The organism is Clostridia bacterium, from assembly GCA_035628995.1.
In the GTDB taxonomy this organism is placed as follows: domain Bacteria; phylum Bacillota; class Clostridia; order Lutisporales; family Lutisporaceae; genus BRH-c25.
The window spans coordinates 41446-64879 of sequence record DASPIR010000026.1 but is presented as its reverse complement, the minus strand read 5'-3'; the positions used below and the strand labels follow the sequence as shown (position 1 = coordinate 64879).

The following is a 23434-nucleotide window of genomic DNA, read 5'->3' as shown; positions in this document are numbered from 1 at the left end:
TCCTAACTTTTAGTAAGATTATTAATTTCAACAAAGAACACTCAATCTATTTAATCTTGACAAAGGCATAAATATCAGCCCCATAATACACCTGATTTGGCGTTTTATCCATATTCAAACTTTGTACCACAAATGTAATTTTAGCTAAGCCATTCTCCTTTGTGAAAGAGGCTTGAACTGTCGGGATAGACCCCTTGCTTGTATTATAATTATTGAACCTGTCAAAAATCTCCCTGGTTGAAAATCGTATTAACTCTTTTTTGTTTTCTCCCATCAAATATATATCACATTGATCCTTGGTTGTATCTTTTGTCAGGGTGTAGTTTTTACCCGATTTCACAATATTACCGATGTTGTCGTTAATATTGTCACCGGGTATATTGACATTGAAATGAACAAAGCTGTCATACCCTGTGATATCAATGGGGGTTTCCTGCTCAATGCTAAGGTAGACTTGCTGGTTGATGTTCCCCGGCGCTTCATATTCATTAAAGCCAAAGGTTTTGTAAAAATCATCATATCTGCTGAAATCGCCCGGCAGCCATTCAATCCTATTGGTATACTCCATCATGTTTAAATAATTAATTGCTTTTACAATTGTCTTTTTGTCCTCCTCAGGGATTGATGCATTTGGTTTGATAATGTTGTTATCAAGCATATGGTTTTTCAAAAGCACATTCTTAAGCATAACTGTCTGGCTTCTCCGGCTTATCGTGAATGCATCCACCGGGGGAAGGATGGAAACCAAGGCAAAAGCGATAAGCATTGCAGCAATAATACCGTTTTTTCGTACCGGAACAATGCTCAATATAACGCCCGCAGCAGCGGCAAAAATACCAAACAGTATGACATAATAGCGGGTGTGTGTTATCCCTGTACCCGCCAGGCTTAACACAGAGGAAACAATTTGAAAGAGTACAATCGGAACCAACACCTTGGGAAATATTCTTCTGAAGAATATGGCGAATTTGTTTTCCAGCCGACTAGCCAGTATATACAATAGTATAACAGTGATTGAATAAGATACAAGCATCGGTTCCAGAAGATTATCCGTCCAGAATTTTCCTCCGATATTTCGGATTATATATATCAATAAAATTATTGTAAACACCGCTATCAAAGGAATGAGAATAAAAGAGATGAGAATCTCCAAAAACTTCGGACAATGAGCTGCACTTTCAATTTTTTCTTTATCTGCTGTTCCAGGATAAACAGGTATAAGGGATAAAAAATACATCGGTGCAAACAGAATGAAAACAATATTGGCAGCATGTGAATAGGCTTTATAATCCACAGGGAAGAGAAGCTGGTCAACTGCTGCTATGATGATGTATATACCCCCCAGAATTACACCGGAGAAAAACAGAGAATTAAAGTAGGCTTTAAATGTTGCCATAAAGCTTTCATTAAAGCTTATTTCGCTTTTTATCACAGGCACCCATATAAATGCAATAAGCAGGGCAAACAGCGCAACCGACGTCCTGATGCCGATCTCCATACCCAGCTTGGGCGCTGTCATGATTATAAGATAATAACCTGCAGTTAGCAAGACTGCCGTACCCATTAAAATCACGCGGCTGACAGATTTACAAAAAAATCGCTCATAAGCTACCTGCACCACTGCACCCAGAAATGCACCAACCACAAAGGTTATAAGATATTTCGAATAGTCCTTTGATGTGCTGATATCAAAAGCATTAATGACTGCAGCCGCCAAAAGAAATGCAGTCGTTAACGGATACCGCGCAATAGCATCGTTCAATCCCCGGAGCCTATCTTGAAAATTAAAAATCTGTTTCATTGCTTTCACCCCTTTCTTTCTAATTAGCATTTGTGAATAACGCAAACTTATTTGTCCTTATCCGTCGCTATATCCAAATGATAGCATTGACAACCTTACTTGTCGATACAAAAGCAAAAGCAAAGCCAACATAATCATCGACCTTGCTTTTGGAATTCTGTTATGTTAATACGCACTAAGCAGTCAAAATCTTCATAAACTCATCACCAGATATAGTTTCCTTTTCAAGCAGGTGTGAGGACAATAAGTGAAGCTTGTCCATATTATCTTTCAAAATATTGATTGCTTTCTCATGAGCATTTTTTATAATGGACAATACTTCTTCATCAATCTTAGCTGCTGTATCTGAAGAGCATGCCAATGAAGAATCTCCTCCAAGATACTGATTGGTCACTGTCTCCAACGCCATCATATCAAAGGCCTTGCTCATGCCCAAGCGAGTGACCATTGCCCTTGCTATTTTTGTAGCTTGCTCAATATCATTGGATGCTCCTGAGGTATAGGTTTCAAAAACCAGCTCCTCTGCGGCACGGCCACCAGTAAAGGTAGCAACCTTATTCAAGGCCTCTTCTCGCGTCATCAGCACATTTTCGCCCTCTGAAACCTGCATAGTATAACCTAGTGCTCCTGAGGTACGAGGTATTATTGTTATCTTGTGCACAGGTGCTGATTCAGTCTGTTTCGCCGCAACAATTGCATGTCCAATTTCATGATATGCAATAATTTTCTTTTCCTTTGCTGATATGACAGCACCTTTTCTCTGGTATCCTGCAATTATAACTTCCACAGCTTCCTCCAAATCTATCTGCTCCACATATTTGCGGCCGCATCTTACCGCCCTCAAGGCTCCTTCATTTATTATATTGGCAAGTTCAGCACCGGATGCGCCGGAGGTTGCTCTTGCTATTCCATTAAAATCTACATCATTGCCTAACTTTATTATTTTTGAATGTACCTTTAGAATAGCCTCACGACCCGCAAGATCCGGCAATTCTACCGGAATACGACGGTCAAATCTACCGGGGCGGAGCAAAGCCTTGTCAAGAGAGTCAGGTCTATTGGTTGCTGCAAGAATTACTACACCCTTTTCCCCATTAAAACCGTCCATCTCAGCCAACAGCTGATTTAATGTCTGTTCCCGCTCATCATTACCACCAATTCCTCCATTGTCACGTTTTTTACCAATAGTATCAATTTCATCGATAAATACAATACAAGGAGCCTTTGCCTGAGCTTGTTTAAAAAGGTCTCTCACTCTCGCCGCGCCCATACCTACAAACATCTCCACAAATTCTGAACCGGAAATCGAGAAAAACGGTACTTTTGATTCACCTGCCACAGCTTTTGCAAGAAGCGTTTTACCAGTACCCGGAGGGCCTACAAGCAATGCACCCTTCGGCATGATTGCACCAATTTCCTTATATCTCGTCGGGTTATGCATAAAATCCACTATTTCAGTCAAAGCCTCTTTTGCCTCATCTTGTCCTGCCACATCCGCAAAGGTTTTGCCGGTCTGCGCTTCGACATATACCTTGGCATTGCTCTTCCCAAAGGTCATGGCATTGCCGCCCATTCTTTTTTGCATGGAGTTGGTAAGAAGCTGCCCAATTCCTATGAAAATAATAATTGGAAGAATCCAAGAAAATATAAAGTTTACTAAAGGTGAATTTTCTTTTGGAATAACCCTGGAAAATTCAACATGAGCAGAATGAAGACGATTCACGAGCTCCGGGTCATCTACGCGCCCTGTCACATAAATACTATCTTCACCTGCGCCATTTACTTGAGTAAATGCAATTTGGTTCTCCTGAATTTCTACGGTTTTTACTTTCCCGCTTTCAATTTGTGACAGAAATGTACCATAGTCTACTTGGGTGATCTCTTGCTTAAATAGTGATGGAATAACAAATGTATTTAATACTAGTACAATAATCATTGTAGCAATATAAAAATAAACAATTGACTTTTTAGGATTCTTTTCTTCTTTCATATTATTCTCTCCATTTCAATTCTCTCCGTTTATAGGGTTTGAATCTATTTCTTTTCAACACAGTTGATTTTTTTTAATAGCTCATCCAGTTTCTGCAATCCTGCTATAATATCTTCAAAAGTCTCTTCTGCCTCATTTGCCAGATGCTGTGAGATCTTATCATTGCAAAGCCTATCTATTTCCAACGTAGTCTCTTTCCCCAGCTTTGTAAGTGCCACCAGCACTACTCTCTCATCCTCTCGGTTTCTAGCACGTTCTAATAAACCTTGAACCTCAAGCTTTTTACACATGGCGGAAATATTTGCACCTGCAATACACGTGCTGTCTGCTAAACTGCCTATTGTGTGAGACTCATATTTATACAATTCCATAAGAATTCTTGTTTGTATCATAGTTAATCCATATTCTTCACTTACAGGTGCGAATATGCAATTCATACTTTCTGCAATTTTCCTTGTATAATCCCAAACAATATTTTTGAATTCAGCAATCTCCATGATATTCCTCCATAAATCATATTATATATAAATTATATATAATATGATTTATATTTACAATAGACAATATGAAATAATATGCTTTTATATAAAAAACCACAGTTCAAGATACTTTCCAGCATCTCAATCTGTGGCAGTTATTAATAAAGCAATTCTTTACTATATTCTTTTTAACTCCCAAAAACAAACCTTAGGAGAAACTATTTTTTCCTCTTTTTTGAGCTTAGTCATCACTTTGTCAACTTCTTTCCTGTCTATGCCTGTTGCAGTTGCAATCTGCCCTGCACCGACCGGCTTTTCCGCCTTGCTGAAAAAGTCCAGAATTACATCATAATTATCCACTTTTTTTATCCTACCTTTCTTAATTCAAGAATTTATAGCATATTATACCACTCTTCTCCCTATCTTACAATTACCCTTTGGTTTGTGTCCTTGCAAGCTCGAACTCATCTTGTATTTCTTTCGATGGCTCTTTGGATAATAGAGAGAATATCACTATGGCAATACAGGATACTACAAATGCTGGGAACAATTCGTATATTCCAAAAACTCCTCCCATAGGTTTAAGAATCAGCTTCCATATGAAGACCATTCCGCCGCCAGCCAGCATGCCCGCAATTGCACCGCTTCTTGTGGTTCTTTTCCAAAATAGTGAAAACAACATAACCGGTCCAAAGGTTGCCCCAAAGCCCGCCCATGCAAATGAAACCACTTTGAAAATAATACTGTTTTCATCTATGGCAATAAACATTGCAATAGCAGCTATTACAACTAATGTAACCCTGGATACATATAAAACTGCTTTATCACTAGCTTCTTTTTTCATAATGCCTTGATAGATATTTTTTGAAAATGCAGAAGCTGCAATAAGCAAGTACGAATCTGATGAACTAATGGTTGCTGCCAGAATACCTGCCATAACAATTCCAGCAAATAATGGAACGAAGAAATTAGTAGACATTAGTATAAATATACTTTCTGACGCGCTTTGTGTAAGCAGAGCAGCCGGAAACAATATTCTTCCAATCATGCCAATTGCTACAGCAGCACCAAGGGAAATAATAACCCATATAATCGCAATCCTTCTGGATAATTTAAGATCACTTGCTTTTTTGATAGCCATAAATTTCAATAAAACCTGCGGCATGCCAAAATAGCCCAGTCCCCAGGAAAGTGTTGATATTATGGTTAATAACCCATAGCTGCCTGCTTCGCCGAACAAAGGCTTGCCCGCCTCACCAATTTGCTGAACCCCATTTACAAGCGTAGGCTGAGCAATTCCGAAGAAATCAAAGAACCCCGGTATTGCCTTTGCATTTTCAACAACAGCAGAAATGCCTCCAGCAGCGGAAACGCCGGCTATTAACACAGAAGTCAAGGCAAAGAACATTACAATACCCTGCATAAAATCCGATGCGCTTTCAGCTAAGAAGCCGCCTATAAAGGTATAAAAAACTACGAATAAAGCCCCTACAATCATCATATATACATATTTTACGCCAAACAATGTACTAAATAGCTTTCCTACCGTAACAAAACAACTTGCAGCATAAACACTAAAGAATACCAAAATGAAAAGTGCTGCTATTGTCATTATAACTTTTTTCTCTTCTTTGTATCTGTTGCTGATAAAATCAGGAATTGTTATTGAATCTCCGGCAATGTGTGAGTATGTACGAAGTCTCCTAGCTACAAACAACCAGTTTAAATAAGTACCTATACCAAGTCCTATTGCAGTCCATGCCGCATCACTGAAACCGAAGAAATATGCAACTCCAGGGAGTCCCATTAAAAGCCACCCGCTCATGTCAGAGGCCTCAGCACCCATTGCAACAACCCATGGACCCAGGGATCTGCCACCGATAAGATAGTTGTCGCTGCTTTCACTGGCGCGCTTTGAGTAATACACTCCTATACCGATAACCACTGCCACATATGAAGCCATGGCAATCAAAATCTGTAAACTTCCTCCATCCATACACTTGCCCCCTTATTTTTTTATATAGCACTATTGCAGCGCTACTATTAATATATATTTTAATGTATATTAATACATGTGTACAGGATTGTTAAAAAAATAATTACATTACCCGCATACACTCCAAAACTCGAAGGCAAATTGACATAAATGCTGGAATCAACTTCTGTTTACATCATTAGCTTACATATGTTATTCGTGAATTCTACCGGATCATCTATGGTTAACCCCTCGACAAGAAGAGCTTGACTATACAATAAATCTGTATATAAATTCAATTTAGCTTTATCTTTTTCATAAGCTTCCTTCAAGGATTTAAACACATCATGGTTAACGTTTATTTCCAGAACCTTGTCTGCTTTTATATTCTGATTGTTAGGCATGGCGTTTAGTATTTTCTCCATTTCTATCGTAAGCTCACCATCGTTGGATAGACATACAGCATGGTTTTTCAGTCTTTTAGATGCTCTAACATCGCTAACCTTACCCGACAAAATACCTTTCATGTATTCGAACAGCTCTTTGCTTTCCTTCTCATCTGAGTCGGATGAGCTTTCATTTTCTTCATTTTCTATACCCAAGTCACTGCTTGATACAGATTTGAATTCCTTTTCTTTATATGTCATTATCATTCTTATTGCAAACTCATCCACATCATCAGTAAAGTATAAGATTTCGTAGCCCTTATCTGATACCGATTCTGTCTGCGGCATTTTCTCAATTCTTTCGTTTGTTTCCCCTGCCGCATAATAAATATATTTTTGCTCTTCAGGCATCCTGGAAACGTATTCATCTAAAGTAACCATCTTTTTCTCTTTTGATGAATAAAACATCAGCAAATCTTGCAGTACATCCTTGTTGCTTCCGTAATCACTATATATGCCGTACTTCAGTTGCCTTCCGAAGGATTTGTAAAACTCCTCATACTTAATCCTACCATTTTTTAGTAAATTTTCCAACTCGCTTTTTATTTTTGTTTTAATGTTTTTAGCGATAAGCTTCAACTGCCTATCATGCTGCAGCACCTCTCTGGATATATTAAGTGACAAATCTTCTGAATCCACCATTCCCTTTACAAAGCTGAAATAGTCGGGCAGCAAGTCTGCACATTTATTCATAATTAATACGCCATTTGAATACAACTCTAAGCCCTTTTCAAATTCTTTTGTATAAAAATCAAATGGCATTTTCTCTGGGATGAATAAAATAGCATTGTAGCTTACAGCACCATCAGCGCTGATATGTATGTGCTTTATTGGATTATCATGGCCGTAGTGCTTCTCTGAATAGAAATTGTCATAGTCCTCCTGGGTAAGCTCACTTTTATTCTTTTTCCACAAAGGAACCATGCTATTTATAGTCTTTTCCTCTGCATAGTCCTCGTATTCTTTTTCACTGCCCTCTTTGAGTCTTCTTCCGGTCATCTCCATTTTTATCGGGTATCTGATAAAATCGGAGTACTTCTTAATAATGGATTTTATTCTATATTCTTCAAGATATTCATCAAATTTCTCATCTTCATTATTCTCTTTTATTTTTAGTATGATATCAGTACCGGCAGAATCCTTTTCACAGGGCTCGATTGTATAGCCTTCCGCGCCTTTTGATTCCCATTTGAAAGCTTCGCTGCTGCCAAAAGCTTTGCTTATGACAGTAACAGTATCAGCTACCATAAATGCTGAATAGAAACCTACACCGAACTGTCCTATTATGTCATACCCATCTTTCAATTCATTTTCTTTTTTGAATGATAACGATCCGCTTTTTGCAATAACTCCAAGGTTATCATCAAGCTCCTCTTTTGTCATTCCAATTCCGGTATCAGAGATTCTCAATACCCTGTTTTTCTTGTCAGCTGCTATTCTGATGTAATAATTGTCTTTATCAAAGCTCAAGGAGTCATCCGTTAAAGCTTTATAATAGATTTTATCAATTGCATCACTGGCATTAGAAATGAGCTCTCTAAGAAAAATCTCCCTATGAGTGTAAATTGAGTTGATCATCATATCCAGCAGCCTTTTAGACTCTGCCTTAAATTGTTTTTTTGCCAAGTGTATCTCTCCTTTCGTTATTAAGAAGTTTCAATTTTTTATATACCACACACCAAATTTCATGTCAATAGGTTTATGTCCTTATATATGCCATTCATCTCAAATATGACAGAAAAGGCGCATCCATTATGGTACATATACTTTACCACAATGGATATGCCTTTTCAAAGACCAAATAATCTTTACTTCACTAACTCATTTTAACTAAATCTCGCTTTTGTTTCGAGTATAAATAAGTTTTCCGTCATTAACCTCATTAGTCGCAATAGAAACAGGTTTTCCTGAATTGCACTTTGAAAGCGGATGATCTCCACCGACTAGCTGCCTTGCTCTCTTGCCTACTACATTACATAGTGTATATGTGCTGTCTACTTTCGTTAACAATTCACTTATTGTAGGGTTCATCATAAGATAGTTCTCCTTAAACATTTATTTTTAATTTTTATTCTTCATTGACATTATGGTTGATTCACACTGACAGGTATCTTTTTAGATATGAGCTTCTGTATATCCCTCAGATATGCCCTTTCCTCGCTGTCACAAAATGATACAGCAGTTCCTCCCATTCCTGCCCTTCCGGTCCTCCCTATCCTATGGACATATGTTTCAGGCACATTTGGAAGGTCGAAATTAATTACATGGGATAACTCCTGCACATCGATTCCTCTCGCTGCTATATCGGTTGCCACAAGCACCCTTGTACGCTTTAATTTGAAATTTTCCAGAGCAAGCTGGCGAGCCATCTGCGATTTATTTCCATGTATTGCCTGGGCAGCTATACTTGCCTTTGCCAGATCTCTCGCAATCTTATCAGCTCCATGCTTTGTCCGTGTAAATACCAAAGCTGAATCAATAGACCTGCTTTTCAACAGCTTTATAAGCAAGGATTTCTTGTCCTTCTGATCGACGAAATATACTGTTTGCTGTATTGTGTCCACCGTTGATGAAGCAGGAGTCACTTCAACCTTAACCGGGTTTGACAGAATGGTATCTATCAGTTTTGTAATCTCCGGCGGCATGGTTGCAGAAAACAATAGTGTTTGCCTTGCAATCGGCAATTGTGCTATGATTTTTTTCACATCGTGGGAAAACCCCATATCAAGCATACGATCTGCTTCATCAAGCACAAACATCTTTACATGACTCAGACTGATGTACTTCTGGTTTATAAGATCAAGCAGTCTACCTGGAGTTGCCACAAGAATATCCGCTCCCGACTTCAATGCGTTTGTTTGGGGAATTTGTGAAACCCCGCCAAAAACCACAGTATGCTTAATTCCGGTATATCTTCCATAGGCGGCGAAGCTTTCGTCTATCTGAATTGCCAGTTCACGTGTTGGTGTTAATATTAAAGCTTTGATCCTTCGTGGTCCTTTTTCATTTTTCGCTTCTTCATGAAGCATCTGCAGCATGGGAATGGCAAATGCTGCCGTCTTTCCTGTACCGGTTTGCGCACATCCAAGCAGATCCTTTCCTTCTAGTATAACCGGAATCGCCTGTTCCTGGATAGGAGTAGGCATGGTATATCCTTCAGTTTTTAAAGCCTTCATTATAGGCGTAATGATGTTCAGTTCTTCAAAATTCAATTTGTGTTCTCCTTTAAAAGTGGCAAGCCACTGCTTATTATTAATTTTATCTGTTCTCGAGCTTTGTCCACTAACTTTTGCAGATTAACGTTATTCATTATATTCACTTTGCGCTATACAAATATAAAAAGAGCAGTCAACTCATAATTAATTGAGTCTCCCGCTCTATAATCCCGAAATTCTTCATAATGATACCGGAGTTCGGCAGTTGAAAAAACAATATTACATATATATCATAACATGTAATGGAAAATGTAGCAATGTTAGTATCAAATATATGATATTTTTGTTTACTATTCCATCTTCTAATTCATGCGTTACTTTTTGGGGTAAGTCTCATACGCATTATTCAAAGCTTGAATAGCTTGTTGTGTGGGTATCTTTGCAAGTGTCGCTGCACACTTGTTACAAAGTATTTTCCCTTTCCCTTTAAAAACGCCACTGCTTCTTACATCACAACAAGGGTTATTGAATATAGGCACATTGCAGAGTTCACATCGTTGATATTCCTCATCCTGACCGTGCCCTTTCCGGCTGCCCTGATCATTCATGTTTCTTAATCTTGAGAGCTGCATTTTTTCACGTCCTTACAAGTTTATTTTCTCACAGTTCCCAGAGGCAGCACTGCTTTGCCGTAAACCTCATTCAGAATCTGAGCAAGCGCAGTATAAATAGCGGAAAGACCGCAGACAGTGCCTTCATATCCAGCAACTACCTTAATTCCTTCAATACCGGTATAATCTCCTAGTGCAAGAAGGAAAAAGAGAATAGTCAGTGAACCGAAAACAAATTGCAGGGCACGACTGATTCGGAGTGTTCCAATAAACATACCGAAAGTAAATATTCCCCACATGAAAAGATATGCCGCCATCGCTGGACCTGTTGCTGCTTCTGCCAATCCTAGTTTGGGCATAACAAGCAGCCCCACTAAGGATAGCCAGAAGAAACCATATGAGATAAAAGCCGTCGTCCCAAAGGTATTGTTTTTCTTCCATTCCATAATTCCTGCGATAATTTGAGCCAAGCCTCCATAAAAAATGCCCATTGCCAATATCATGGCGCTAAGCGGGAAAAAACCTGCATTATGTAAATTAAGTAATACCGTTGTCATGCCAAATCCCAATAATCCCAATGGTGCCGGATTTGCTGAAACATCCTTTAAGCTAGCTGTTATAATGCTTGTCTGGCTATGGTTGCCCTTATCCATCCTATTCATTTCCTCCTAAGTAATTTTTCCTTGTAAATTTACACACAATCTAGATTATACCTAGAATAAGAATATTTAGTCAACCATATATTAATAAATTTTAGTAATTATATAACCAATGGAAAGTAAGCGACTGACACTTACTTTCCATTGGTTATCTTAAATCAGTTGACGACTGAATCGGTTTCCTCATAAGCGCCGAGAGTCACATCGTCTATAAGCCAGTTATTGTTGAATTTTTTTATCATAAGAGTAATAGGGCGCTTTGCGGCAATTCCGCCGCTTTCCTTCTCAGTGCTCGTTACTTCAATTATTTTGCCTTTAACTTCGTATGTATCTTCTGATAACTTCACAATGCTTAGAACTTCTATACGATCCGGCCATGGACTCGAAGTCAGTCGCCCCGGAGCATTCAGCGGATCACTTATCCATTTTGCTATAAGTGCTTCAGAGACAAAATTACCATAGTTCTCTTTCATGCTCTTTTCCACTATATCTTTGGGGGCTAGCAGCGAGACTAATTGGAGCTTGCTGCCAAAACCCTCAACCAGACTTGCAGCTGCCTCCTCATCAGATTTATCTGTCTGCTGCGGCTCCGCTTTGTTCTGCCCTTCTTCTTTTGGCTGAGCCCCATTTACTCTACTTGTACAACCAAACAGAGAAACACTCAGCAACAAAACAAGTGCAATCAATAATATTTTTTTCATGTTGCTGCCTCCTGAGAAATTTCTTTAAGTTTATAGACGGAAATATTATGTTTTTGGTTCCATGCTTTTATATTCGCACAAAACACAAAAACAATACTCTTATAAGCAATTATTTATAAGAATATTGTTTTTAGAAAACCGTCTCTTTTGCTTTTAGCGCAATACTTCTTTTACTCTGCCAACTATACCGTTTTCAAGCATCACCTTTATTCCGTGGGGATGAGTCTGAGAATTTGTAAGTACTTTCATTACTATACCTTCTGTTAACTCCCCGGAGCGTTGATCTTGCTTTTGTACAATAGAAACATGAGCCCCTGGCTTTATATTTTCACGATTAGTTCCATCCATGGTCTATCTCCTCCGGAGTAATTCTATTTATCAAATAACCCGCCTTTTTTGTTCTTTTTGTAACTTTCTCTAATTTCCGTTATATCCGCATTGGCTCTAGGAATTCCACCTTGTTCTGAGCTCTTTTTTTTCTTTTCTTCAATTATCTTTTTCATAGCTTCAATATTTTTATTTGACATTTTTTACTCTCCCTTTCTCAATATCAACTATATAATCCGTCACCTTCAAGTGCTGTACACACTAATTATACCACATTTGTCCATTACATAGGTTAGCTTTGAGTGCACTTCTTAGACTGTTTCAATACCTTGTTCGGTTATTTTGATTTTTCTTTCCTTAAGAAGTTTTCCAACAGCTCTTTTAAACGCACTTTTACTCATCTTCAGCTCCGCATTTATATCCTCTGGCCGGCTGTTATCATTTAATGCCAGCTTACCCCCGTTTGATGCCAGTCTGTCTAAAATCATTATGGCATCATCATCCATTTGATTATAAGCTTCTTTTCTTAAACTCAATTCCAATTTTCCGTCTTCTCTGACCTTCTTTATTCTAACCTCTACGCTATCCCCGCACTTATATTCACCATAGAATTCCTTTTTAGGTATCAACCCGCTGTATTTATTATTCACAGCTACAAAAGCTCCCATGTCCTCATTGATCTGATAGATGGTTCCATTAACCCTGTCATTTTCCTTATAAGGTGATTCTGTGCTCAATAGCTTGTATATATCCATAGTAGCGCATAATCTGCTGCTCTTATCTATATATAATCCCACTAAATAGGACCCATCCTTTTCCACTTCATATGTCTGTTCCTTAAAAGGCAGCAGCAAGTCCTTCTCCAAACCCCAATCCATAAAAGCACCAATTTTCGAATTATCTACTACCTCAAGCAGCGCAAACTCTCCCATTGTTATCTTTGGCTTTTTCATAGTTGCTATCATTCTGTCTTCCGAATCCTTATAAACAAATACTTCAATTTCGTCTCCTATTTCAATGCCTTGTGGCACCTGGTTCATCGGCAGCAGAATATCTTCCTGATCTCTTCCATATTCAGTATTCAGAAACGCGCCAATTTTAGTCGTTCTAATTACCTCAAGCTTTTGCATTTCACCTAATTCTATCATTATGTACCTTCCTTTACTTATATATTAATTGTATTTAATATATCCTCTTTGCCCATTTAATATTTCTTAATGGCAATAATCCTTCAGGCTCTGAATTCTTTACTGCCTGACATATTATCCACCTCAAGTAATATTATACCATTTTGAAAAAGCCAAAGCAAAAGCAACCGTCCCAAAAACTTGCAAGGAGCCAGCTTCCTTACAATTGTGAAATGTAAAGAAGCTGGCTCCCTGAATACTAAAGATTAATATTTAACTCTTATTATTGCTTTCCTTTAGTCTTGCAAACAGCTTAATTACTTCATTTACTGCAAGAGGCACTAAAGCAAATAGTATAACTAGTATCCAGTCTCTTCCCGAAAGCATTTGAACCTTAAATGCGCTTGCAAGGAAAGGCACTGAAATGACTCCAAGCTGTAGTATAAAACCGATTACTATAGCACCAACCAGGTATATGTTAGAGAATAATCCTACCTTGAATATTGATTTGGTTGAATTTCTCATTGTTAGTGAATAGAATAGCTGTGAACCTGCGAGAACCACAAATGCCATTGTTCTGGCATATGTTAATACATGTTCCGGTATATTCTCCGAGCCTAAGCTATATCCATATTCACTTAATCCAAAGTAGAAGGCAGCAAGAGTAAGCACCCCGATTAATGTACCACCAATTACAGCTCTATATCCAGCACCTTTTGCAAAGAAGCTTTCTTTTGGATCTCTTGGCTTCTTTTTCATAACATCCTTATCACCGGGGTCTATACCAAGGGCAATAGCTGGAAGTGTATCGGTTATTAAATTTATCCACAAAATCTGTGTTGGCATTAGTGGTACCGGCCAGAAGAACAGTACTGAAGCAAATACTGCAATAACTTCTCCAAGGTTGCATGAAAGAAGGAATATTACTGACTTCTTAATGTTGCTGTAAATGTTTCTTCCTTCTTCTATAGCACGAACTATAGTTGTAAAGTTATCATCAGTAAGTATCATATCACTAGCGCCCTTAGAGACGTCAGTGCCTGTGATACCCATAGCAACACCAATATCTGCATTCTTTAATGAAGGTGCATCATTGACTCCGTCTCCTGTCATAGAAACAATATTTCCTTGTGCCTTATAAGCCTTAACTATCTTAACCTTATGCTCAGGAGATACTCTCGCGAATACTCTATAATTATTTATTCTTTTTGAAAACTCGACCTCTGATAATTCATCTATTTCGGCACCAGTAATACTCTGTTCTATAGATGCTGCAATTCCAAGCTCCTTTGCAATGGCAACCGCTGTATTCTTGTGATCTCCGGTTATCATTACCGGGGTAATACCAGCCCGCTTAGCTTCAATTATTGAGTCCTTAACTTCAAGTCTCGGAGGATCTATCATACCGACTATTCCAATAACAGTTAAATCCTTTTCCATTTCGCTCGGATCAATTATGCAATCAACATCTCTAAATGCTGCACCCAGAACTCTCAATGCATCATCTGACATTTCTTCTGCCACCTTCAGGTAGCTTGCTTTCATTTCTTCAGTTAATGGAACAATAACACCATTAACTAAAGCATTCTTTGAAATCTTTAGAATATTGTCTATAGCACCCTTAGTATGAATCCTATATCCACTTTCTTCTTCATTTAACGTTGACATAAGTTTTCTATCTGAATCAAAGGGCTTTTCGCCAACTCTTTTATATTCGGAGTGCAGTGTTCTTCTTTCCAGATTATATCTGTCACCCAGTATAACCAAAGCAACTTCAGTAGGATCTCCTGTGCTCTGTCCATTTTCATAGGTAGCATCTGAGCATAGCACGAAGGATTTCATTAATTCCCTGGCATCTTTTCCTGCATCAAATCCTTTTCCCTCTGAAGGAACATCCTTCAGGCTTTCTAACGTATAGAATTTCACAACTGTCATCTTATTTTGAGTTAACGTGCCTGTTTTATCAGAGCATATTATGTTTACAGAACCCAAGGTCTCAACAGCAGGCAGTTTTTTAACTATGGCATTTATCTTCGACATTCTTGTTACACCAAGAGCAAGAACTATTGCAACTATTGCAGGAAGTCCTTCCGGAATAGCGGCAACAGCTAAGCTTATTGCAGTAAGGAACATTTCAAATAAATCTCTCTTCTGGAATAGAGCTATTATAAATATTAGTACACATATGCCAATAGCTAAGAATCCCAGTATCCTGCCCAGCTCATCCAGTCTCTTTTGAAGGGGGGTCATTTCTTCGATATCTTCATCAAGTATTTTAGCAATTTTCCCTATTTCAGTCTCCATCGCCGTTCCGACTACTACACCTTCACCTCTGCCGTATGTAGTCAGGGTAGACATAAATGCCATATTTGATTTATCCCCTATTGGCGTTTTCGGATCTTCATGAATATCATTTGCATTCTTTTCTGATGGTACTGATTCACCTGTTAAGGCTGATTCTTCAATCTGCAAGTTAGCGCTTTCTATAAGTCTGATATCCGCAGGTATATATCTTCCGGCATCTAAAACTATAATGTCCCCCGGTACTATCTCTTCAGAGTTAATCTCTCTAACTTCACTGTCTCGTCTTATTAAAGCTTTAGGGGTTGTCATTTTTTGTAAAGCTTCAATAGCTTTTTCAGCCTTATACTCTTGAATCACACCTATAACCGCATTCAAAACTACAACCAACAGTATAATAATTGCGTCTACATATTCTCCAATTACTACAGTAATCACCGCTGCACCCAATAGAACATATATAAGCATATCCTGGAGCTGTGCGAAGAATAATGAAATTAAGCTTTTCTTTGGCTTCCCCTTAAGTTTATTTTCACCATACTTTTCAAGCCTTGCCTTCACTTCGTCTTTAGACAGCCCCGTGACTGGGTTTACATTAAGTTCTTTGAGTACTTCTTCCTTTGATATAGAAAACCACATATACAGTCCCTCTCCCTTCAGTGTGAATAATAATTTAACTTAATACTTTTTAATCTTATAAATTCATTTAAATCTTATTTATATGCTCAACATATTCCCTTTATATTATCCACCTCCTTATAATAGATTTAATCATTCTAAAAATCCAAAACCTATACAAAAAGACCTTTAGCAGCATTCTATCCCAAAAGATAAAATATTGCTAAAGGTCTTACATCTTTGACTAATCAAAGGATAAAGCCAGGTAGTGTTATCACTCTACCGGTTGTTGACTTTATCTCCTATACTAGGTAGTTACTCCCCTTTAACAGATGGGTATTTTCCAACACCATCTGCATATTAGGATATCATTTCAGCTATACATTTGCAATATATTGTTTTATGCAGTTATCAATAATTTTAAAATTTAGAATCTTGAGTGTGTTCTCTGAGATAAACAGTATCTCTAGTATTTCTATAATAATAAGTGCCAGGTGTAAAAGTTATTAAGTTATAATTTCTTTTGGTTCAAATACCCTAATAACTTTTGCACCTGGCACTCTTCTTTTTTTGTTTAAGCGTATTTCTTTTTTTCCTTCTTTACCTTGTCCTCTTTTGGCTTTTTCTTGTCCTCGCTTTTTGGTTTTGGATTCTTATCTCCCATGATATTCCCTCCTATAATTTTAATCAATAAGCCTCAAATTTGCTGTTTCTGTATAGACTTTCCAACTAAACCACTGTTAGTTAAAACAGTTTATTATATTATACAGCAAATTCAAAAAATATGGTAGGACATATTTTTTGAATTTGCTGATTATCATGGGTAATATCTATAAAGTATTTTTCTCCTCTTACAGTGATGTTGAAAGCAAGTCTGCTCCACTTTTTAGGCAGATTAGGGCTGACAGTAATTTTGCCAGCGCGGACATTTAACCCTGCAAAGCCTAAAACCGCTGCCATCCAAGCTCCTCCACTAGCTGCAGGATGTGTACCACCTATATATATTGAGCCTGCAAACTGCTTGGATTCACCACTCAAGTCAACGTTTGCGCTCTTAACAAAAAATGGATATGCCCACTCTTCATTTCCTATTTCACAGGAAAGAAGTGAGTATATACATGGGCTTAGACTGGAGCCATGCTCTGTCGTTGGTTCATAGTAAGTCCAGTTGGCCCTCAAAACTTCTTGAGAATACTCATTCCTAAATAGATAAAGCATAAACACTACATCAGCCTGTTTAATAATCTTAGTGTTTGTTGCAACCCCATGTCCACCACCCCAGTATTCCTTAGGGTCAAGCATCCTGCTTTTAACTTCAGCTAAACAGCATTCTTCCAGTCTGTTATAACCATCAAACTGTTCTATTATAAGTGTTTTTTCATCAGGCTCCACTATGTAAAGCTTTTCTTTAAGCTTAATGATGTTTGCAACTTCCTTACTATAATCAAGCTTCGAAATAAGCACTTCATACTCCCTGGGATATTCACTTTTTAGTAGTTCTAAAGCTTGCAATGCAACATCTAATGTATGATAAACCATCTTATTTGTGTAAGCATTATTATTTACTCTTTCATGATACTCATCCGGACCTATGACATCCAATATTTCATATCTATCCTTATCCTCTTTGTAGTAGGCATAAGAGTAAAAGAATCTTGCACATTCAAGGATTACCTCAGCACCCCCATTTATAAGTATGCTTATATCCCCGGTAAATTCATAGACTTCCCATATTGCATAGGCCACAGCAGCACTTATGTGGACTTGCTTATCCTTGAAATAAGTCTTGACAGGCCGCCCTGTGAAAACATCAGTAACATTAAAATCACTGCAGGCATCTTCGCCGCTTTCTTGGCTTTCCCAGGCATAGAAGGCTCCTCTATAACCATAATGGGCTGCTTTTTTTCTGGCTCCATCTAAGGTTTTTATTCTATAGCTTATTAAATTTCTGGCTACCTCAGGAGCTGTATGAAGAAAGAATGGGAGCATAAACATCTCAGTATCCCAAAATATTGCGCCTTTATAGGTTTGTCCTGAAAGTCCTCTGGCAGGTATTGATTGTCCTTGTGAATGCAAAGGTGCTATAATTTGAAGCTGGTAAATGCTATATCGGAGGGCTAACTGATCGCCCTCATCTCCCTCAATAATTACATCGGAAGCTTCCCATCTAGCCTTCCACTTTAATTTATGCTCATTATAAACCTTAGCATAACTCGCTGCAGCAGCCTTCAAAGCTAAAGCTGCACAGTCCTCCTGAATATTGGAAGTTTCATCATTTCCAGTATACACTGAAATATATTTATAAATGGTGTATTCTACCTTAGGCTCTGCGTTGATTTTTATAATGCGGAAAATACCCTTTTCGCTCTTTTCAATAACTTCCTCTGCTTCAAAGCTTTTTATACAGGCTTCTGCTACTACTACAGGAACCTTTAATTCCTGAGTCCTGGTGGAAACCCTCAGTATTCCCTCTGCTTCATATAAAATATAATCTTCTAGATGAGGACCGTTAATATCCCATACATCTCCATCTATACCCGTCTTAATGACTAATTTACAACCTTTTTCTACAGCTACGGCATACTTGAGACACATCAGATGGACATCAGATAGGCTGACAAACCGCTCTGCCTTAACATTTACTACACCACATTCTGTACTCCACACTGTATTCCTTCTATGAAGCCCTTCTTTAATATCAAGTGTTTGTACATGTTCTGCCGGTTCCTGCTGCAGAAGTCCAATTTCTTTGCCCTCAACAGTTAAGGTAGTAAAAAAACCATTAGGGGAATTGATTGGCTCACGCCAATTATCACCCTGCTTGTCATAAAGATTAGAGATATTGCAGGCAACAAGCTCATTTTTAGTATATTCCTCCATAGTACCGCGGAAGCCCATATATCCATTGCCAGTAATAAACTTGTTTCCATTGCCAACTATATTATTACTGTTATACCCTTCTTCATAAACAGTCCATGACATACTATCCCCTCCAACAGTCCGGTATCGCTATAGTTAGTCCCCGAGGGCCGATTTCATATTTTTCATCGTATATCTCTATTGTTACAGATTTACTATTCATAACCCTGAAGCTTAAACTCCGCTTATTAACTTTTATAGATAGTACTGCATCCTTGTATACAATCCTAAAGCTATAGCTGTTCCAGGCCTTAGGGATGGATGGATTAAACTTAAGCATCTCACCATCGCTTCTCATTCCGCCAAAGCCATAAACAATATTTACCCAAGCTCCGGCCAGACTTGTTGTATGCAGCCCCTCTTTAGTATTTCTATTATAGTTGTCAAGGTCCATGCGAGTTGCAAAGCCAAAGAAGTTGAATGCTTCTTCATGTCTTTGGAGCTCTGATGCAAAAATCGAATGAACAGATGGGGAAAGCGAGGACTCATGAATAGTCCTGGGCTCGTAATATTCATAGTTAGCCTTTTTGCATTTAAGACTAAATTCTTGATTATATAAAAACATAAACATCAAAACATCAGGCTGCTTTATCATATCGGAACGATATATCCTGTCATAGGACCAACTGTGGTAGAGCGGAAATTCCTCAACAGGTATGGAATCCACATCAATATGAGGCAGATTAAAATATCCTTCATGCTGCTCGTAAACACTGCTATCTTCATCCAACAGTATAAGCATATTTTTCGAACAGTCTTCAAAGCTTTGAAGCTCAGTCTCAGTAAATCCCGTTTTCTTTTTCAATTCATTATACTGAAGCACTGATTTTTCTTTCATTTCTTTTAGAACATCTAATGTATAATCGAAGGTTTTTTTTGCCATATAGTTGGTGTAACAGTTATTATTCACCATCATGTGAAACTCATCAGGCCCCATGACTGAGAAGAACCCAAATTGGTTGCTGGTTTGGCCCCATGCTCCACGAGACTTTAGGAATCTGCTGATTTGAACCAGCATCTCTACTCCGTGCGTAAATAAAAACTCCTTATCATTACTTATATGCACATAGTGCCAAATACCATAAGCAACTCCAGTACTGGATTGAAATTGAAGGCTGGCATGCTGCCAAAGATCACAAGCCTCCTCCCCATTTAACGTTGCAATTGGATAGCAAGCCCCTTGACCATCGAGCATCTTTGCGCGTTCCATAGCCCTGTCAAGATTGCTATATCTGAATTCCAACAGATTTTTAGCAGCTTTTAAATTGTTAAATATATAAAACGGCAGGCAATAAGTTTCTGTATCCCAGAATGCATGCCCGTTATATGCCTCACCTGTTAAGCCTTTTGCACCAATATTATTATTAGGGTTATGTCCATTATATGTTTGCTGCATTTGAAAAATGCAGAAACGAATACCTTGCTGGTTTTTTTCATCACCATCGATTTGAATATCAAACCTATCCCAAATATTATTCCATAGCGCCTTATTGTCTTTCAGAGCCAAATCCAGTCCTTTATTTGACTGAGCCAAAACTTGGCTGATGCCAGTGCTCCAAAGATATTCATTATCCAAAGACGAGTCCTTTAGAACAATATTAGATATAAGCTTATCCACCGAGCTTGCTTCACCTTGTGTAAGCGCCAAAGAAAACTTATAACCAATGGCTTTATCCCTCTCGTAAATGCTCTTATTTATGATATTATCAGCTATAAGCTTGAAACCTGAAAAAACCCTTTGATTTGAAGTAAGGGTATTCCCAATAATTGCAGCAATGTCATAAGTTGCTTCTTTTTTAATTACATTCCAAAAATTTCTCTGTTCAGAAGCATGAATGGCGCCAAAATCCAACCCCATTATGAGCCCAACATTTCCCGAGAAATTTATAGGCTCAAATACAATTCTTTGAAAGCCTTCACTAGTTCTGTCCATATTTAAGAATCTTAAAAACTTGATTTTTATACTCTTGCCACATTGGGTATTCCAAACAAATTCACGTGTAAGTGTGCCTTCTCCAAGATCCAATACCCTAATAAAGTTATCAAAATTAGCGGTTTTTAGATTCAGCTCCTGGCCATCAACTAATATTCTGGTATAAAGCCAGTCTACTGAATTAACCATAAAGTGGGTATGATCTACGATTCCCTTATAGGCTGATTTGTTTTTATCATAGGAAAATTCATATACGCCATTAAAATAGCTCCCAAGAAGACTATCGCAGGATGAACCCTCTTCAAAATATCCTCTTACTCCCATATACTCATTTCCCAATGAGAATATTGACTCAGATACCATATTCCGATTTGGATCAAAGCCCTCCTCTATAATTTTCCATGGATCAATTTTATAATATACATCTGCAATTTTTGCCATAGTAACCCCCGCCTTGCTATAAAGTTTAAAGTGTTTTCTACTAACCCTTTACCCCTGAATGAGTATTGCTTTGAGTAATTTGTTTTTGGAAGGCTGTAAATAATATAATTGGTGGAATTATTGCAAATACAATAGCTCTCAGTATATCAACATCCGCTGTCTTGCCATTTCTGAATTGGAATAAACGTACCATAACCGTTTCGAGTCCTGAATTATTAAGCACCAGATAAGGAAGTAAGAAATCAGACCATGCATAATTAACTGCATACATCGCGACTACCATTGTGATCGGCTTGCTAAGCGGCATTACTATCCTGGTAAATATCTGAAGATTATTACACCCATCTATCCTGGCTGCTTCTATAATTGATTTTGGAAGTGTGTCAAAAAACTGCTTATACAAAACTACATAGAAAGCATTGGCTCCGATAGAGAACCACAACGGGTAGAAGGTTCCACTCAAGCCCAATTTATTAATATTAATAAATAAAGGCACTATGCTTGTAGTTGCAGGAACCATAAGGCTTCCCAGCACAAGTGCATAGATAAATTTTGATCCCTTTGGTTTGATTATGGAAAGCGCAAATGCCAGCAAACCATTGAATACTATTGCACATACAACACTGCCGGCTACAGAGTAAAATGAGTTTACATAAAACTTGAAGAATTTAAGGTCATTCCATGTTTTTATAAATCTATTCAAATCATATTCTTTTGGAAGTATGGTTGGCTCTATGGTAAATTCCTTGATATCCTTAAAACTGGAAAGCAGCACCCATAAAGGAGGAGCAATTGAAATTATCGTAATAATCAAGCAGATAGTAAACAAAGCATAGTATAGAATCCGTACTTGAGGCCTTTTCAGATCTGACCGTGTAATAATGCCATTATCCTTGTTCTGCAATTTTGACAATAAACTCACTCCTTTCTATATGTCCTGTACTTTGCTGAATTTATTATAAACTGCTGTCAATATGATTAAGAATATACTGATAATAACCGAAACTGCAGCAGCCTTTGGATAGTCAAATTTCTCAAATGCATATTTGAAGACCAGCTGCATTATTGAAATAGAAGCATTATTTGGACCGCCATTAGTCATAACCAATGGTTCATAAAGAATCTGGAAAACGGATATTACCTGCAGGATCAGAAGAGTACGGGCTAAATTGCGAAGACCGGGTATGGTTACATGCTTGATCCTATCCCATATGCCAGCTCCATCTATAATGGCAGCTTCATATAGCTCAGGGTTTATTCCTTGAAGTGAAGCCAGATAAATGAGTGCGGTGGCTCCTGCAGCCTTCCAGGTCATGGTAACAACTATCAAAGGTATCGTTAGCTTTGGGTTACTAAGCCAAACCATCGGCTCAATCCCCAACTGGCCTAAAATGATATTAAGCACACCGGTCTTGCCAGGTCTGAAAATAAATCCCCACATTAAAACTGTAGCCAAACCAGGTACAATATTGGGAAAATAAGTCCCCACTCTGAAAAATGATTTGGCATGTACCATTTCGTTGATTATGATGGCCAAAACGATTGGCACTAAAAAACCAATTACCAGAGACCATATGGTATAAGAAAACGTATTTCTTATAGCAGGCAGAAAGTCGGGATGATGGAGTACATCAATATAATTTTTAAAACCTACAAATTCTATAACCCTCATGCCTTTTGCACTATAGAATGAAAGGCGGATACTTGCCAGTAATGGTTCCCAAACGAAAAAAGCAAATAAAAGAAGGGTAGGTGCCATGACCATCCATCCGGAAATGTTTTGTTTAATGACACCTGGCGATTTATACTTTATAACTCTTTCTCTACTCAATTCAAACTTCCGATCAAGCAATCGAATCCCCCCCTGCCTTTATGTAGTTAACCAGCAATTTTGGTATTCAGAGTATACACCGTGAAAGTATAGAGTATCCCTTCCTTTCACGGTGTATAA

Annotated in this window: 19 protein-coding genes; all 19 read right to left on the bottom strand. The window is 38.0% G+C overall.

Annotated features, from left to right (window positions below; genetic code table 11):
* Nucleotides 1–46 precede the first annotated feature (46 nt).
* The 19 genes from VEB00_11450 to VEB00_11360 all read right to left on the bottom strand — a co-directional run bounded on the left by VEB00_11450 (nt 47) and on the right by VEB00_11360 (nt 23248).
* The gene (locus VEB00_11450; protein ID HYF83628.1) at nt 47–1801 is read right to left on the bottom strand and encodes a DUF4153 domain-containing protein; all 1755 of its coding nucleotides are present in this window, start codon (nt 1799–1801) and stop codon (nt 47–49) included.
* A 175-nt stretch (nt 1802–1976) separates the two neighbouring features.
* On the bottom strand, nt 1977–3791 hold the full coding sequence (ftsH, locus tag VEB00_11445; protein HYF83627.1) for an ATP-dependent zinc metalloprotease FtsH: 1815 nt from the start codon (nt 3789–3791) through the stop codon (nt 1977–1979).
* Between the two features lie 44 nt (nt 3792–3835).
* A complete protein-coding gene (locus tag VEB00_11440) occupies nt 3836–4288 on the bottom strand; it encodes a MarR family winged helix-turn-helix transcriptional regulator (protein ID HYF83626.1) in 453 nt (150 codons plus the stop codon).
* Nucleotides 4289–4447: 159 nt separating this feature from the next.
* Complete coding sequence (locus VEB00_11435; GenBank protein ID HYF83625.1) at nt 4448–4630, bottom strand: MarR family transcriptional regulator; 183 nt, start codon at nt 4628–4630, stop codon at nt 4448–4450.
* Between the two features lie 70 nt (nt 4631–4700).
* Nucleotides 4701–6266 (bottom strand): sodium/proline symporter, encoded by a 1566-nt coding sequence (locus tag VEB00_11430; GenBank protein ID HYF83624.1) that lies wholly within the window; start codon nt 6264–6266, stop codon nt 4701–4703.
* 170 nt (nt 6267–6436) lie between these two features.
* Nucleotides 6437–8317 carry a molecular chaperone HtpG gene (htpG, locus tag VEB00_11425; protein ID HYF83623.1) on the bottom strand — a complete coding sequence of 627 codons (1881 nt, stop codon included), beginning with the start codon at nt 8315–8317 and terminating at the stop codon, nt 6437–6439.
* Between the two features lie 204 nt (nt 8318–8521).
* Nucleotides 8522–8725, bottom strand: coding sequence for a DNA-directed RNA polymerase subunit omega (rpoZ, locus tag VEB00_11420; GenBank protein HYF83622.1), 204 nt, complete (start codon nt 8723–8725; stop codon nt 8522–8524).
* 50 nt (nt 8726–8775) lie between these two features.
* On the bottom strand, nt 8776–9903 hold the full coding sequence (locus VEB00_11415) for a DEAD/DEAH box helicase (protein HYF83621.1): 1128 nt from the start codon (nt 9901–9903) through the stop codon (nt 8776–8778).
* A gap of 317 nt (nt 9904–10220) precedes the next feature.
* Nucleotides 10221–10478 (bottom strand): hypothetical protein, encoded by a 258-nt coding sequence (locus VEB00_11410; protein HYF83620.1) that lies wholly within the window; start codon nt 10476–10478, stop codon nt 10221–10223.
* A gap of 20 nt (nt 10479–10498) precedes the next feature.
* Nucleotides 10499–11110 (bottom strand): acetate uptake transporter, encoded by a 612-nt coding sequence (locus VEB00_11405; protein ID HYF83619.1) that lies wholly within the window; start codon nt 11108–11110, stop codon nt 10499–10501.
* 164 nt (nt 11111–11274) lie between these two features.
* Nucleotides 11275–11817: a hypothetical protein gene (locus VEB00_11400; GenBank protein ID HYF83618.1), complete on the bottom strand. Its 543-nt coding sequence runs from the start codon at nt 11815–11817 to the stop codon at nt 11275–11277.
* Between the two features lie 153 nt (nt 11818–11970).
* On the bottom strand, nt 11971–12165 hold the full coding sequence (locus tag VEB00_11395; protein HYF83617.1) for a YwbE family protein: 195 nt from the start codon (nt 12163–12165) through the stop codon (nt 11971–11973).
* A 23-nt stretch (nt 12166–12188) separates the two neighbouring features.
* The gene (locus VEB00_11390) at nt 12189–12344 is read right to left on the bottom strand and encodes a hypothetical protein (protein HYF83616.1); all 156 of its coding nucleotides are present in this window, start codon (nt 12342–12344) and stop codon (nt 12189–12191) included.
* Between the two features lie 111 nt (nt 12345–12455).
* A complete protein-coding gene (locus VEB00_11385; GenBank protein HYF83615.1) occupies nt 12456–13292 on the bottom strand; it encodes a S1-like domain-containing RNA-binding protein in 837 nt (278 codons plus the stop codon).
* A gap of 252 nt (nt 13293–13544) precedes the next feature.
* On the bottom strand, nt 13545–16211 hold the full coding sequence (locus VEB00_11380) for a calcium-translocating P-type ATPase, PMCA-type (GenBank protein HYF83614.1): 2667 nt from the start codon (nt 16209–16211) through the stop codon (nt 13545–13547).
* A gap of 741 nt (nt 16212–16952) precedes the next feature.
* A complete protein-coding gene (locus VEB00_11375) occupies nt 16953–19172 on the bottom strand; it encodes a glycosyl hydrolase family 65 protein (protein HYF83613.1) in 2220 nt (739 codons plus the stop codon).
* A gap of 1 nt (nt 19173) precedes the next feature.
* Nucleotides 19174–21483, bottom strand: coding sequence for a glycosyl hydrolase family 65 protein (locus tag VEB00_11370; GenBank protein HYF83612.1), 2310 nt, complete (start codon nt 21481–21483; stop codon nt 19174–19176).
* Between the two features lie 40 nt (nt 21484–21523).
* Nucleotides 21524–22405: a carbohydrate ABC transporter permease gene (locus VEB00_11365; protein ID HYF83611.1), complete on the bottom strand. Its 882-nt coding sequence runs from the start codon at nt 22403–22405 to the stop codon at nt 21524–21526.
* 6 nt (nt 22406–22411) lie between these two features.
* Nucleotides 22412–23248, bottom strand: a complete 837-nt coding sequence (locus VEB00_11360) for a sugar ABC transporter permease (GenBank protein HYF83610.1) — start codon at nt 23246–23248, stop codon at nt 22412–22414.
* Between the last annotated feature and the right edge of the window lie 186 nt (nt 23249–23434).

Coding starts and splice junctions, on each gene's coding strand:
- VEB00_11375 (HYF83613.1), bottom strand. CDS start 19,172: ATGTCATGGACTGTTTATGAAGAAGGGTATAACAGTAATAATATAGTT.
- VEB00_11360 (HYF83610.1), bottom strand. CDS start 23,248: ATGGTCATGGCACCTACCCTTCTTTTATTTGCTTTTTTCGTTTGGGAA.
- VEB00_11380 (HYF83614.1), bottom strand. CDS start 16,211: ATGTGGTTTTCTATATCAAAGGAAGAAGTACTCAAAGAACTTAATGTA.
- VEB00_11400 (HYF83618.1), bottom strand. CDS start 11,817: ATGAAAAAAATATTATTGATTGCACTTGTTTTGTTGCTGAGTGTTTCT.
- VEB00_11395 (HYF83617.1), bottom strand. CDS start 12,165: ATGGATGGAACTAATCGTGAAAATATAAAGCCAGGGGCTCATGTTTCT.
- VEB00_11385 (HYF83615.1), bottom strand. CDS start 13,292: ATGATAGAATTAGGTGAAATGCAAAAGCTTGAGGTAATTAGAACGACT.
- VEB00_11430 (HYF83624.1), bottom strand. CDS start 6,266: ATGGATGGAGGAAGTTTACAGATTTTGATTGCCATGGCTTCATATGTG.
- VEB00_11440 (HYF83626.1), bottom strand. CDS start 4,288: ATGGAGATTGCTGAATTCAAAAATATTGTTTGGGATTATACAAGGAAA.
- VEB00_11405 (HYF83619.1), bottom strand. CDS start 11,110: ATGGATAAGGGCAACCATAGCCAGACAAGCATTATAACAGCTAGCTTA.
- VEB00_11450 (HYF83628.1), bottom strand. CDS start 1,801: ATGAAACAGATTTTTAATTTTCAAGATAGGCTCCGGGGATTGAACGAT.
- ftsH (HYF83627.1), bottom strand. CDS start 3,791: ATGAAAGAAGAAAAGAATCCTAAAAAGTCAATTGTTTATTTTTATATT.
- VEB00_11410 (HYF83620.1), bottom strand. CDS start 10,478: ATGCAGCTCTCAAGATTAAGAAACATGAATGATCAGGGCAGCCGGAAA.
- VEB00_11390 (HYF83616.1), bottom strand. CDS start 12,344: ATGTCAAATAAAAATATTGAAGCTATGAAAAAGATAATTGAAGAAAAG.
- VEB00_11370 (HYF83612.1), bottom strand. CDS start 21,483: ATGGCAAAAATTGCAGATGTATATTATAAAATTGATCCATGGAAAATT.
- rpoZ (HYF83622.1), bottom strand. CDS start 8,725: ATGATGAACCCTACAATAAGTGAATTGTTAACGAAAGTAGACAGCACA.